This is a genomic window from Flavobacterium resistens (assembly GCF_900182645.1).
Taxonomy (GTDB): Bacteria; Bacteroidota; Bacteroidia; order Flavobacteriales; family Flavobacteriaceae; genus Flavobacterium; species Flavobacterium resistens.
On the sequence record NZ_FXTA01000005.1, the window covers coordinates 130,232 to 144,150 of the forward strand.

General features: G+C 33.9%; 11 protein-coding genes. 7 read left to right on the plus strand and 4 right to left on the minus strand.

The genetic code is table 11. The features are described from left to right. The first annotated feature begins 68 nt into the window (after window positions 1-68). From FN795_RS17570 to FN795_RS17585, 4 genes are all read left to right on the plus strand, one after another. Window positions 69-1,535 carry a glycoside hydrolase family 130 protein gene (locus FN795_RS17570; RefSeq protein WP_142451841.1) on the plus strand — a complete coding sequence of 489 codons (1,467 nt, stop codon included), beginning with the start codon at window positions 69-71 and terminating at the stop codon, window positions 1,533-1,535. A 145-nt stretch (window positions 1,536-1,680) separates the two neighbouring features. Continuing rightward, window positions 1,681-2,244, plus strand: coding sequence for a DUF6642 family protein (locus tag FN795_RS17575; RefSeq protein WP_142451842.1), 564 nt, complete (start codon window positions 1,681-1,683; stop codon window positions 2,242-2,244). Between the two features lie 2 nt (window positions 2,245-2,246). Beyond that, window positions 2,247-3,167 carry a helix-turn-helix domain-containing protein gene (locus tag FN795_RS17580; protein ID WP_142451843.1) on the plus strand — a complete coding sequence of 307 codons (921 nt, stop codon included), beginning with the start codon at window positions 2,247-2,249 and terminating at the stop codon, window positions 3,165-3,167. Window positions 3,168-3,238: 71 nt separating this feature from the next. Further along, on the plus strand, window positions 3,239-3,439 hold the full coding sequence (locus tag FN795_RS17585; RefSeq protein WP_167498094.1) for a hypothetical protein: 201 nt from the start codon (window positions 3,239-3,241) through the stop codon (window positions 3,437-3,439). A gap of 90 nt (window positions 3,440-3,529) precedes the next feature. Here the strand turns inward: FN795_RS17585 and FN795_RS17590 are convergent, their stop codons facing one another. The 4 genes from FN795_RS17590 to FN795_RS17605 all read right to left on the minus strand — a co-directional run bounded on the left by FN795_RS17590 (window position 3,530) and on the right by FN795_RS17605 (window position 11,895). Further along, complete coding sequence (locus FN795_RS17590; RefSeq protein WP_142451845.1) at window positions 3,530-5,098, minus strand: DUF5123 domain-containing protein; 1,569 nt, start codon at window positions 5,096-5,098, stop codon at window positions 3,530-3,532. A 30-nt stretch (window positions 5,099-5,128) separates the two neighbouring features. After that, entirely contained in the window at window positions 5,129-6,919 is a 1,791-nt protein-coding gene (locus FN795_RS17595) for a RagB/SusD family nutrient uptake outer membrane protein (protein WP_142451846.1), read from the minus strand. Between the two features lie 20 nt (window positions 6,920-6,939). Continuing rightward, window positions 6,940-10,167: a SusC/RagA family TonB-linked outer membrane protein gene (locus tag FN795_RS17600; protein ID WP_142451847.1), complete on the minus strand. Its 3,228-nt coding sequence runs from the start codon at window positions 10,165-10,167 to the stop codon at window positions 6,940-6,942. Window positions 10,168-10,728: 561 nt separating this feature from the next. Continuing rightward, a complete protein-coding gene (locus FN795_RS17605) occupies window positions 10,729-11,895 on the minus strand; it encodes an MFS transporter (RefSeq protein WP_142451848.1) in 1,167 nt (388 codons plus the stop codon). A 103-nt stretch (window positions 11,896-11,998) separates the two neighbouring features. Between FN795_RS17605 and FN795_RS17610 the strand changes: the two genes are divergently transcribed. The 3 genes from FN795_RS17610 to FN795_RS17620 all read left to right on the plus strand — a co-directional run bounded on the left by FN795_RS17610 (window position 11,999) and on the right by FN795_RS17620 (window position 13,919). Continuing rightward, entirely contained in the window at window positions 11,999-12,832 is an 834-nt protein-coding gene (locus tag FN795_RS17610) for an AraC family transcriptional regulator (protein WP_142451849.1), read from the plus strand. Window positions 12,833-12,952: 120 nt separating this feature from the next. After that, window positions 12,953-13,279 carry a hypothetical protein gene (locus tag FN795_RS17615; RefSeq protein ID WP_142451850.1) on the plus strand — a complete coding sequence of 109 codons (327 nt, stop codon included), beginning with the start codon at window positions 12,953-12,955 and terminating at the stop codon, window positions 13,277-13,279. Between the two features lie 109 nt (window positions 13,280-13,388). Then, window positions 13,389-13,919 (plus strand): DUF3347 domain-containing protein, encoded by a 531-nt coding sequence (locus FN795_RS17620; RefSeq protein WP_142451851.1) that lies wholly within the window; start codon window positions 13,389-13,391, stop codon window positions 13,917-13,919.

A 13,919-nucleotide genomic window follows, 5' to 3' on the forward strand; every position in this document is an offset into this window, starting at 1 on the left:
AATTAAAATTTCCCCCAAATAATTTTACTGAAGGCACTTATTTTATTGTAATTAAAAAAAATAAAACTATGCGAGTATCCGTTGTCCGAAAAAACATAAAATTTACCCCAGATTCTAGAAGAGTTGTTGCCCGATATTTTATGAACGGCGACGAGCGAACCCAGCAGATGGTAATTCGGATAATGACACTTGACGAAAAACAAGTTTATGAAACACTCGAGCAGACGCTTCGTGAATTTGCGAGAAGGCACCGAAATATTTCGGCCATATTTTTTAGACACTGCGAACTAATAAAACCGCAGATTGAAGCCATGCAAATTGACTACGAAGCATTGTCACTCAACAGAAAAATGCTCATAGGATCATATTGCACTATGGAATATGCAATCGAATCTGCTGCCATTTTCAATCCTTCAATTATAGAAGATTTTGATCAGTCTGGACTTGAAATTGGCGAAAAACGAGTTATTATTTCGTTTAGAGCAACAGGAGAAGGACATATTTCTTCTATTGTTTTTAGAAGAGGAATTCTTGACAAAGACAATAATTTACAGATAATGAAAATTGGCAATCAAATTGATAAAGCCGAAATTGAACATAAAACGTTATTGAATAAAGAACGATTTCTGACAAAATTGTCTGAAATGCATACTTCAAACAAATACATCGACCAAATTATGCAGGATTTGCCAGATGCATTTGAGTTTGTTATTTTAAAAAACATGGTTAATACCGCTTTAAGTGATCCTTCGATTCGTCAGGAAAGAAGAACTGCATTAGAGGAAATAATCTGGCTTGCCAATTCTTTTTATGACGTTCAATTTAGTCACGATTCAGATATTACAGAACGTGTTATTTTTCCAATTTCTGATTCTGAAAGCCGAGGCATAGAAGATGCGCGTTTTGTACGTTTCACAGATGATGATGGTTCTTCTCGTGTTATGGCAACATATACCGCATACAACGGACATGCGATTTTGCCAAAACTGATTTTGACTGAAGACTTTTATAGTTTTAGGGTATTGCCTTTACATGGCGACGGCGCGCAGAATAAAAATCTGGCACTATTTCCTAAAAAAATAAAAGGCAAATATGCGATGCTTGCCCGAATTGACGGCGTCAACAATTACCTCATGTACTCCGAAAGAGCAACGCAATGGAACAATCCGATCCTTTTGCAGGAACCAAAATACACTTGGGAATTTACACAAATTGGAAACTGCGGATCACCACTATGGACCGAAGAAGGCTGGCTTGTAATTACGCATGGCGTTGGAACAATGAGACGTTATTGTATCGGAGCTTCACTTTTTGATTTAGATGATCCTTCAAAAGAAATTGGAAGACTCCGGGAACCATTACTTGCGCCATTGGAAGATGAACGAGAAGGCTATGTTCCAAATGTAGTTTATTCCTGTGGTTCTATTATTCATAACAACAGTCTCATTTTGCCATATGCCGTTTCTGATTATTCTTCAACTTATGCAGTAGTTGATTTAACGGAATTGCTCGGGGCTTTGAAATATGGTCAATAAATAGCTAAACATTAAGTTTCCTAAACTTTAATCAAATCAAAAATCCACGTTAAAATCTCAATGTAATAACAGTTTTTCCGTCTAAAAAAATACTTTTGTCAAAAACCACATTTCTATTTTTAAAAGAAGCAAAAAAGACATTAGTATGGAAAACGAAAAATTTATTTTTTGCCTCGAAGGAGTTCCTGATGTCGATGAGACTACAACTACCGACGTGGTTAAAAATCTGGAAGAAATTGCTATTGACCAAGGTATTTCCAGTATTCATAAAACCTGTGATACTATTGAAGGTTTAGAGGAAAGTTTGAATACACTTTTGTATGACGATCATAATTTTAAGGATTATGAAATCATTTATTTGGTTATGCCTGGGCAGGAAAATAACATTTGCCTTCATGATTATTATTACAGCATCGAAGAAATAGCCGAACTTTTTGAAGGAAAAATGAAAGGGAAAATTATTCATTTTGCCAATAAAAAGCGATTAGACCTCAACGACGATGAAGCACAATATTTTCTTGACATTACCGGAGCACGCGCTATTTCAGGCTACGGATCTTCTTATAATAAAATAGCCAGTTACAGTACAATCGATAAAGCTTTTTTCAGTCTATATCAAGAAAATGATGACCTTACTGAAGTTGTCGAAGAATTGTACCAAAAACATTATGCACTTTGCAAATTGCTTGATTTTAGATTGTATTATTAAAAATGAAATCAAGGTCAATTGAAAAAATAAAAACGTATGAAGCAAAAGGATTTCGGGAAAAATTTCTCGGAGAAGACAATCCGATGCATTTGCTTTTCAAATCCAATTCGGATCACTTTTTTTGTTTAAAAACAGAAGAAATGATGCGATTACAATATCCTGTTCCGCCTTCAAAACACAGTTGTCACACTTTGATTTTTGTAGAATCTGGAAGCCATAAAATGCGAGTGGGATATGAAGATTATGAAACCATAGCAAATGAGATCATCGTAGTTCCCGCCGAACAAATTTTTTCGATACGAAATATTGACAACACACATCATGGTTTTATCTGTCAATTTCATCCCGATATTTTGATTGGAAAATTTGGAAGTCGGGAAATGCTCAATGATTTTGACTTTTTAAAAATCTCAGGAAATCCAAAAACAAAATTATCTTCTGAAGATATTCCTTTAATTACAACCATTTTTAATCGGCTACAAAAAGAATATACCGATACGAAATATGCGGATTTGAATATTGTTCAAACCTATTTGATTGCCTTGTTTTATGAAATGAATAAAAACTCGGTTAAATCTTCTAAACCTATTTCGGCTGCAGAAATCATCACTAATAAATTCAAAGAATTAATTCATCTTCATATAAAAACACAGCATCAGGTCAATCATTATGCTTCATTGCTTAACGTTACTCCCAATCATTTGAACAAATGCGTAAAAACAGTAACCGGAAAATCTGCAGTGAAATGGATTGATGAGAACATATTACTGGAAGCCAAATATTTACTCTTTCAAACTACACTTTCTATTAACGAAATTGCAGCACAGGTTGGTCATGAAGATCAGTCATATTTTAGCCGATTTTTCAAAAAACACGAAGGAATTTCTCCAATTCAATATCGAAAAATGATTGATAAGTCCTAATTATTGATTATACAATCCTAGCAATTACTAAGACATTTTTCAGAAATTTGCCCGTTCAAAAAATGCAAATTATGATCTATGTATTTAAAACTTCCGTTGACAGTCCGTCAAAATTAGAATCGGCTTCGGCCTTGCTTCACGAATTATTGCCAGAAACTTTATGGAATTTTGACCTTGAAGACTGTGATAATATTTTACGCATTGACAGTGAACATGAAATAGTCGATTTAATATTAAACAATGGCATTTTTGATTGTATTGAATTAGAATAATTCGACAATTTCAATAAATTTCATTTTCTATAAAACAAAAAAGGGATGCAGTTTAATTCTGCATCCCTTTTGAAACTAACTATAAAATATTTATTTAAGCCAACGCGGGTCTCCGATTTTATTATCAATCAAGGTTTGATTTTGCACTTTAAAGTTTCCAGTAGCAGCACTTACAAACTGTGGATCTGCAGTAGTTGCTGAAGAGTCAATTTTATTATTTGCAATTGTAGCATCAATAAAACTTGGTGCCAGATTATAGTAATTTTTACTAAAAGTTGGCAATATTGTCAGTGCTTGATTTGTATAAATTGCGCTTGTTGAAGTGATCAAAGTATTCTTAACTGTTGAAGAATTTGATCCAAAGCGAACGTATAAAATTCTTTTTGGCGCTGCTGTATCTGATGTTTTGTACAAAGTACAGCTATCAATTAATACGTTAGTTGTCAAGCCTGTTCCAGAAAAACCATTAGCAGGAGCTACAGCATCAGCTCTCACAAAATCGCGTCCAACTGAACAAGAATCAAATGTGCTATTTTTCACAGTAATATTTGCAACATATGTATTTCTAAAATCAATAAAATCTGCCTGTGCATTCGTATTCACACTTTTAACAATACTATTATCTACAGTAAATGAAGTTACTTTTGCTGCACTAGCATTACCATAAACTAGAGCACGCAAATAATCATGAACGTAAGATCCACTAATCAAAATATCTCCATAAGAAGTACTAGCACCATTGATTGTAATAAAATTGCTATCACCAACTGTAGTACCTTCTACATCTAAATCAATTAACGAAAGATTTGTTACACCTGCATTTAATGTAAATCTAACATGTAATTTTGGCCTATCACCAGAACGCAATCCTCTTATAGTAACTGATTTAGTTAAAATGATTTCCCCAGTAAATACTTTGTAATCACCTGGCATCAATACTAATACAGAACCAGCAGGTGCCGCAGTAATTTTTGCATTTAAATCATCTGTTTCTTTAACCAAAATTCCAGTTCCAATATCGATTCCGGTTTTAAAAGTTGCTGTACCACGTTTTTTTGTTCCGTTTAATAAAGTAGCTGTATAAGCTGTTTCTCCCGTAAGACCAGTTACAAGAGCCACTCCAGCCGTTTTTTCAGCTGCTGTAATGGTATGAGTAATGTTTCCTGGTTGTACTGTGATTTGTGTTGCGTTCGTATTTGCAGGCCATCTCAAAGTAACTTGAGTTGCTTCGACATCAGCATCCTGAACGGCATAAAAAAGTTGTTCTGATAAAGTTGTAGCTGTAGTAACCGACCATTTAGAATCCTCTAAACCAGTTGAACTTACTGCTTTTACTCTAATTGAATAAACTGTTTCTCCTTCAAGCTGTACCTTTACAGGTAATTCGTCTGGAGCAACATTTACTGTTTTATAAATGGTTTTAAATTCAGTATCATCTGCACTAAATTGTACTACATAATGATCTGCATCTGGCTTTACAGTCCAATTCAATTCAACTGAAGTCTCATTTCTAACTGTCGCTTTTAGTTCAATTGGAGAAAACGCTCTGTTTACATCCAAACTGTCAATTACTTCTTCTTGAAAAGTGTCACAAGAAGAAAAAGTCAACATGAGAACTAATGCGGTAAATACTCCTTTTAATATATATATTGTTTTCATAATTATACTTTATTAATTTTCAGAAACTTATTAATACCCGTAATCATTAGTCAATTTTCCGTTGCTTCCCTCAAGGAAAACTTGCCATATTGGCCAGAATTGTCTATTGTCAGGATTAACTCCTGGTTTGTACAAAGTATTGATCTTAGTATCGGCTGCCGCACCTGTCCATGTCCATGCAATGCTTGTATAACCAGCTCCCGGATTAGTAGTTTCTCCTTTGTTCAAACCATAAATATCAAGGCTTACGTTATCTGCTTTAAACTTATAGTATAATGTTGTTGGAACAGTTGCATAATTTCCTGTATGATCTGCTAAACTTTTCATATTCACTTTAGCTTCGTCTAATTTTGCTTTAAGCAAATTCCAACGAATAAGATTTTGTTTACGCTCCATTTCACCTGTAAATTCATATTTGTTTTCATCAACAAGTGCTTTAAACATTGCATCTTTTGTTGACTTACTATTTACATAATCTTCAACTTTTGTTGCCTGATCAGCTGTTGCAAATGCTCTTCTTCTAACTTCTTTTAAATATGGAGCTGCAGCTGCAGGGCCTTCTAATTCATTTGCAGCTTCTGCAGCAATTAATAAGACTTCAGCATAACGCATGTAGATTTTATTCACACCATCATCATTTGTTGAAGTAACAAAACGTGTCATCCACTCATAACGATATTTCCCGAAATACCATGTGTTTAATGTTCCTAATTCTTGTTTTGCAATATTATTTACAGCTGTTCCATATTTGTAAGGAACACAAGTTACATCTCTTCGTGTATCTTTCACGTCGTAATCATAGAATACAGTTGGAAGCGGTCCTGCAGTTCCTCCGCGGTTTGCTCCATTGGCATGGAATTGATCGTTCGTAGTGTGGCGAACAGCAAAAGTAAACAACATACGACCTCTACCATCTGAGAAAGGAAGTTCCCATAATGATTCTCCTCCTGCAACTAAATATTCTTGATTGTATTTTTTCCAAAATGTTTCAAATGAAGATTCTAAATGTGCAGATCCACTTGCGATAACCGAACGAGATTCAGCCAAAGCCAATGCATACATACTAGCAACTGACAAAGCAGGATCATTACTTCTTCTGATACCGTCAGGATATTGCTGATAACCACTTGCAACCATTGCTAAACGAGCACGTAATCCTTTTACGAAAGCTTTATTGATTCTCTCTACACTAGTAGTTTCTTTAATTTCACCTGGCCAAGGAACCAATGTCGCTGCTTCACCTAAATCAGCTAGAAGCTGTTTATAAATTTCATCTCTGCTTGTTTTTCCAACGTAAATAGTTGCATTGTTTAGTGGCTCAAATCTTCCTGGCACATCTCCCCAAGCTTTTACCAAATCAGCATAATAAATTGCTCTTAAAGTCAGCGCCTCTCCTAATAAATATCCTAATTGAGATCCCGGAGTTGGATTACCATAAGCGCGTAAACCACGAATACAAATGTTAGCACGTTCAATACCTGAATACATCATTGCCCAAGCATTATTGGTAGTGTTCATCTGTGAGTTATTCGGTTTTGCATCATAAGTACATAAATCCGAAGCATCACTTACGGTTTGCGAAGAATTGTACCATTCTGTATCTGTGTTCAATCCGTAAAAAGGAAGAAAACGTCCTCTATATGAGTTGGTTTCTGCAAACGGAATCTTAATACCGTCAATTGCGGCTTCGGCTAATCCTGGACTAGAAAAAATAACAGATTCATCTAATGTCGATTGTGCCGGAGCATCTAAATAATCGTCTGAGCAAGAAGCAAAAAGGCTTGCAACAAACATTCCTGCTATTAATATTTTATGTTTCATCTTGTGAAAATTTTACTGAATTAAAAATTAAGGTTTAGACCAAAAATCAACTGTTTGCTTCGCGGATAAGCTGAATAATCAACTCCCGGTGTGTAAGGCGTATTTCTTCTAGTTGAAGATTCAGGATCTGGACCTGAATAATTAGTCCAAACAAAAACATTACTAGCTGTAAAATAAAATCTTAGTTTAGAAACTCCTAAAGCAGAAATTAAATTGTTTGGCGCAGTATAACCTAAACTTAAAGTATTAAGCCTCAAAAAAGAACCATCCTCAACAGCCCAGTCACTAAAAACATAACGAGGCATGTAAGGTGACCACATTGTAGTATTAGCATTTAAAGTAGTCAATGCAGCAGGATCTGTTACTAATTGTCCAGTTGAAGGATCAAGATTTGTCCATCTTTGTCCGTCTGCCATCTCAGCATTTAAATTTCTATATTGTCCATTTGGAATTGAAGTTGCAAATTCAACTTTGTTTGCATTATAAACATCGTTTCCGATACTCCAGTTAAAAGCAGCAGAAAGATCAAATCCGTAAGCATTTGCATTCAACACCATACCACCAGTACTTTTTGGATTTGCATTTCCAATAACAGTTAAATCATTTGCATTTACTTTTCCATCACCATCAATATCTTTTAATTTCATAGCACCTGGTTGCATTTTGCCCACTACTGTACTACCATCTGGTACTCCGGCTTTTAAAGTATAAGCTCCGGCTGCATAATCAAAGTCAGCTACTTCATAACGTCCATCACTCTTATATCCATACATGATACCTAATGGTTGACCAACGTTTACTAAGTAATCTCCCGTAATTGACGAAGAAGCCCATCCTGATGATGCAGTAAAGTTATTCATTACACCAAGCGAGTTAATTTTGTTGGTATTAAAAGCAGCGTTAAAAGATAAACTTACTCCGTACTTTTCTCTTTCAATAAGATTAAGGTTCAATGTGGCTTCAACCCCGCTGTTTTGAATTTCTCCCATGTTTCTGTATTGATTATCATAACCTCCAGAAATTGGGAAAAGCATTAATAAATCTTTTGTCTTATTTTTATATACTTCGACAGATCCTGTTACTTTATTTTTGAACAAGTCAAAATCTAAACCGATATTTTGAGTAACAGTTGTTTCCCATTTTAAATCTGGATTAGCCATTGTTTTAGAAGCTGCCCAGAAATTATCAACACCATTGATCCAAGTAGATGTAGAAGATATAAAACTTTGAACCATTTGTCCGGTTGGAATATTATTGTTTCCAGCCTCACCATAACTCACTCTTAATTTAAGCAAATTGATCCAAGAAGCATCTTTTAAAAATTCTTCTCCTGATATTTTCCAAGCTGCCGCTGCCGCTGGGAAAAATCCCCATTTATTATCTCCTAAAAATTTACTAGATCCATCGGCACGATAAGTCGCTGTAAAAAGATATTTGTCTTTATAATCATAATTAGCACGCCCGAAGAAAGAAAGCAATTTGTCATCTGGAGAATAGAAATTATCAACTGAAACTGGCGTTCCTTGAGTAGTCAATTTTTTAGCCTGATCTAATTCGAAAGATAATGGATACCCCTGAATTGTACTTGTAAGGTCATTTCTCTTATATTCTATAGATTCTTCTCCAAAAAGTAATTTCAAATTATGATTTTCTCCAACTAATTTTTTTAAATCATAATTAAGTGTATTCGCATTTCTAAAACGAGTATCTTTTCTGTCTGCCATTATCATAGCTGGCATTCCTTGTCTTTCTGCTGCAGGATTATTTTTCACATAATACGTTGTACGTCCGTAAAAACGATAATCTTGGAAGTTATAATTATCTAAACCTAATTCTGTTTTAAAAATCAAATCCTGAGTCAGTTTCCATGAAAAACTTCCTAAAGTGTTGAAGTTTTTTCTAAACTGCTGACGGTTATTATCTACAATTGCCACAAAAGGGTGCGTTAAATTGTTTGCTACAGCTTCATCTGTGTCATCTGTAGTCAAACCCGGAACTGGGATTGGAGCATATCCAACAATATTTTTTAAACGAGAATCTGCTGACGAAACCTCATTTTGCTCATTCATACCTGCACCATTAATTTCAGTATCTGAATAACGCACTGTAAAAGACAAATCTACTTTATCAGAAGCTTTGCTGTTTAAGGCAAGAGACAAGTTGTTTCTATTAAAATCTGATCCCATCATAATTGCTTTTTCATCATAATGAGCGTAGTTGAAATTATAGTTTATTTTATCAGATCCTCCACGAATAGACAAGTCACGGCTTTGAACTTCGCCTGTACGTCCAAAAACTTGTTTTTGCCAGTCGTTTCCTTTCATGCCTTTGTACTGGTCATAATCTTGCCAGTTTCCAAAATATTTTGTGTAAGAACTCGGGTTGCTTAAAATAGTTTTATCTGTTTGATCTAGCAATGCATATTCATACTGCCATTTCACATAATCTTCAGGAGATGAAACATCGATAGTATTAGCCATCTGTTTCATTCCGTAGAACATATTAAAGTTTACTGCTATTTTACCATCTTTACCTTTTTTCGTCGTAACAATAATAACTCCATAAGCCCCTCTAGAACCATAAATTGCAGTTGATGATGCGTCTTTCAACACAGTCATTGTTTCAATATCAGAAGAAGAAATATCATTGATATTGTTTACCGGAAATCCGTCTACAATATATAATGGAGATGCATCCTGACTTAAAGATCCGTTTCCACGAATTCTGATTTGAACATTTGAGTCTGGCGAACCTTCAGAAGAAGTTACCGATACTCCGGCAATACGTCCTGTTAAAGCTTCTGCAACGTTAGGAACTGGAATCTTGCGCACTTCATTTCCTGAGAATGTAGCAACTGCTCCAGTTAAATCAGATTTCTTAGATGTTCCATATCCAATTACAACAACCTCATTCAAGTTATTAGAATCTTCTGCTAAAACTACATCTACTTTAGTCTTTCCCGCAACAGGAATTTCTTTGGTTCCGAATCCGATAAAAGAAAAAGTCAAAACAGCTTTAGGGTTCGTTAATTTGATTTTATAACGTCCGTCAAAATCAGAAGAAACCCCATTTTTTGTTCCTTTTTCAAGTACATTAACTCCCGGCAAAGTAAGTCCGGCAGCATCCTTAACGGTTCCCTCTATAGTTGTAGTCTGTGCATTTACCTGACTACTCATAAGCAAGCACAATAAGAAAACAAGTGCAGAGCAATAATTTGCTCCTTTGTTTAAAAATTCTTTAAAGTTCATGGTTTATTGTTTAAGTTATTAATTGGTTAATGGTAATTTATGTGGTTTTGAAATTCTAAATTTTTATAATTATGTGGTTTTGATTTTATAAAAACCTAAGCAACTGCAAGGTTTTTCAATCGATTTCGTTTTAAAAAAACAATTTGAAATAAATAAAAATCAAATCATGTAATCGATTACACAAACATAGATATTTTTTTTATATAAAAAATTTATTTTCATAAAAATTTGCTAAAAAAAATTACATATCAAAAATAAAAGCACTTTTTTATACCACATATGTAATTTATATTATGAATAAATAGTAATTATATTATTGCCATATATTAAATTCTTTCGTTTTTATCAAAAAAACAATCGATTACATGAAAAAAATATCGTTTGCACAAGACAGAAAAAAATCTGGCCTCATAAACAATACAAAACCTGAGATATTAATAAAAAACCAAGCAATTCCTACAACTGTAGCAATACAACACTTTCATAAATCTTAAAATAAAGCATAAAAAAAGTCCTTAAACAACTAAGTTTAAGGACTTTTGAAAATTATATTAGTAATTTTTATGCTCTTTGAAGCTGCAAATTTGCTTTGTGTTTTTGCATTAAAGTAAATGTTATGATCATTCCTGTTACAGCCATAACTACCCCTATAAGATTTGGAGAAGCAAAATCATAACCTGCCGCCAGCGGAAGTCCTCCCAAAAATGCTCCTAAAGCATTTCCAATATTAAAACTCCCCTGAAGCGCTGCCGATGCAATCATCTCAGCATCTTTGGCCGTTTTAATCATAAGCATTTGTATAGGTGCAATTACTGAAAAAGAAATCGCTCCAGTTAAAAATGTCAGGAATAATGACACATATTGATTAAAAGAGAAAAAGTAAACCATCAATAAATCAAGTACCATTATAAATAGTAAAGCCAAAACGGTTGGTGCCGGCAAATATTTATCGGCTAATTTACCACCTGCAAAATTCCCTACAACCATTCCAAGACCAGCTAATATCAATATATAAGAGACATCTTCAGGCGAAAATTTAGAAATGTTTATTAATAAAGGTGCAATATAACTGATCCATGCAAACAGTCCTCCAAAACCAATAGCCGTAATTCCGATAATTAACCAAGCTTCTGTTTTTTTGAAAAACTGCAATTGTGTTCTCATATTAACATCGCCATTTTTCTCGAGATTTGGCATCCATAAAGAAATAAACAGAAGCGTCAATAAACCAACAAAGGCAATTAATATAAAGGTATAACGCCAAATAAAATGGTGTCCTATATAAGTACCAATTGGCACACCAATTAAATTTGCCAAAGTAAGTCCGGCAAACATAATAGAAATAGCTTGAGCCTCTTTTCCTTTATCAGCCAAACGGCTTGCCACTACTGCTCCAACACCAAAAAAGGCTCCATGTGGCAATCCCGAAAGAAATCTCGAAGCAAATAGAAAATTATAATTTGGTGCAATTATCGAAAGTGAATTAAAAACCGTTAACATCAACGCTAAGATAATAAGCATTTTTTTTGGCGGAAAATTGCGTCCTAAGATTACTAATAAAGGTGCACCAATAACAACACCCAAAGCATATGATGAAATTAAATATCCGGCAACCGGAATTGAAACTTTCATGTCTGAAGCAATATCAGGTAATAAACCCATCATTACAAATTCAGTTATTCCAATAGTTAAGCCCCCAAGCGAGAGCGCAATAAGACTTTTTTTCATTTGTTTTACACAAGAAAGTATTAGACTTTCTATGATGCAAATTTAACACCGTTAAGCGCAAAATAAGTTGTACATTTACGACATAAAATTGTAAATTTAAGTCATGCCTAAATTAAATCAGTTTGAAACTTTAGTGATTCATGAGTTTGAAGATGAGAAATTTCATCTTCCACCGCATACACATACTTATTACGAAATTATCTATATTAAAAAAGGAAGCGGTATTCATCATTTGAATAAAAACCTTCTTCCTTATAAAGCGGGTGATTTGTTTGTGATTTCTCCCGAAGATGAACATTATTTCGACATCAGGAAAAAGACGCGTTTTGTTTACATTAAGTTCACCGATAATTATTTCAATTCGAAACAAAATTTAACTTGCGACGAATTTCTGGTAAACACTCCCGAAAGTTTCATGCGCGATAAAATTCTGAAAGAAACTGTCCTGAAATTTGACGAACCATGCAAAACTATCTTAGAAAATACAGTCGCCAATATTATAGCTTACGATCAATATATTGATGTCACTTCTTCGCCAATCGTATTTTATCAGATTCTCTCCATTTTTGGACTGATTAAAGAAACCATACGCGGAATGAATCTTCAGTTGAAATCGACACATATTGATAATGAACAAATTGCAAATTACATCCATCAGAATATTTATCAACCAAAACAGGTTCAGATTAAAATAATTGCAGAGCATTTCAATATTGCGCCAACTTATTTCAGTGCCTACTTTAAGAGGACTTTCTCGATAAGTTATCGCGATTACATCAATAATCTCCGAACTACTTTGATTGAAAAACGAATTCACAACAATCAGTTGCCTATCAAACAAATTGCATATGAATTTGGTTTTACCGATGAAAGTCATTTGTCTAATTATTTTAAGAAAAGAAAAAACATGAAGCCAACAGATTTCAAGAAGCTTTAGTTATTGAAATCTTAAAACACATTTGAGCTAAAGATTTTTATCTAAATTTGTATCACCAATATATTTCCTTTGACAAAAAAAGCGCACATATTATTTCTCGTTTTAACTTTTGGCTTCTTTATGATGTCGAATGCGAGTTATGCTTGTGGAAAATCGGCTGAGAAAAATTCATGCGAAAAGAAAATGAATCCAACTAAAGATTCTTGTCAAAAAGAGTGTTGCAAAGAAGCTCATAATTCAAAAAAAGACAAGGACGGATGCAGTGGAAAATGCAATCATTCTGGATGCACTACTTCAGGCTTACAGTTTAGTTTAATAACTGAAAATCAATTCGACATCAACAGCGAATTATTTCATTTTTCTTTTAAAAGACCAATCATGTACTATAAAAACAGTAGTATTTCGGATGGTTTTACTTCAATTTGGGCCCCGCCAAAAATAAAATAATTGTATTTGTAACAGCCATAATTGGCTCTAAACCAAACACAATTTGGATTAATCATTTCAAAAATAAAAACTAATTAAGGAAATCGAATTCCTTCTAAATCTATATAAAATGAAAAAGTCAATATCAATTATAACAGCAATAATCGCATTTGTTTTCACTTCAAATACTATTCAGGCGAATGCAATAAAATCAGAATCAAGAACAACAGAAATTATTGAAGCTAGTCAGTTACAATCTGTTTATGATGCTTATTTCAATGTAAAAGATGCGCTTATTAAAAGTGACAGCAAATTAACTTCAGCAAAAGCCACAGCTTTATTGACTGCAATTACAGCTGTAAAAATGGACAAACTGAAAAGCAACGAACATACAGTTTGGATGAAAGTGGTAAAGAAATTAACTGCTGACGCGAAAAACATTTCTGCAACAACAGACCTTAAAAAACAACGTGAGACTTTTAAATCTTTATCTAAAAGTACTTACGATTTAATAAAAGTTTCAAGTCCAGACCAGCCAATCTACAAACAATATTGCCCAATGGCAGATGCTGATTGGTTAAGCAAAGAAAAAGCAGTTAAGAATCCGTATTACGGTTCATCAATGCTAACTTGCGGAAACGTGGTAGAAACGATCAAATAA

Bases quoted from the DNA above. Each gene is read 5' to 3' on its own strand.
- FN795_RS17595 (WP_142451846.1), bottom strand. From the start codon at position 6,919: ATGAAACATAAAATATTAATAGCAGGAATGTTTGTTGCAAGCCTTTTT.
- FN795_RS17620 (WP_142451851.1), top strand. From the start codon at position 13,389: ATGAAAAAGTCAATATCAATTATAACAGCAATAATCGCATTTGTTTTC.
- FN795_RS17610 (WP_142451849.1), top strand. From the start codon at position 11,999: ATGCCTAAATTAAATCAGTTTGAAACTTTAGTGATTCATGAGTTTGAA.
- FN795_RS17600 (WP_142451847.1), bottom strand. From the start codon at position 10,167: ATGAACTTTAAAGAATTTTTAAACAAAGGAGCAAATTATTGCTCTGCA.
- FN795_RS17615 (WP_142451850.1), top strand. From the start codon at position 12,953: ATGATGTCGAATGCGAGTTATGCTTGTGGAAAATCGGCTGAGAAAAAT.
- FN795_RS17605 (WP_142451848.1), bottom strand. From the start codon at position 11,895: ATGAAAAAAAGTCTTATTGCGCTCTCGCTTGGGGGCTTAACTATTGGA.
- FN795_RS17570 (WP_142451841.1), top strand. From the start codon at position 69: ATGCGAGTATCCGTTGTCCGAAAAAACATAAAATTTACCCCAGATTCT.
- FN795_RS17575 (WP_142451842.1), top strand. From the start codon at position 1,681: ATGGAAAACGAAAAATTTATTTTTTGCCTCGAAGGAGTTCCTGATGTC.
- FN795_RS17590 (WP_142451845.1), bottom strand. From the start codon at position 5,098: ATGAAAACAATATATATATTAAAAGGAGTATTTACCGCATTAGTTCTC.
- FN795_RS17580 (WP_142451843.1), top strand. From the start codon at position 2,247: ATGAAATCAAGGTCAATTGAAAAAATAAAAACGTATGAAGCAAAAGGA.
- FN795_RS17585 (WP_167498094.1), top strand. From the start codon at position 3,239: ATGATCTATGTATTTAAAACTTCCGTTGACAGTCCGTCAAAATTAGAA.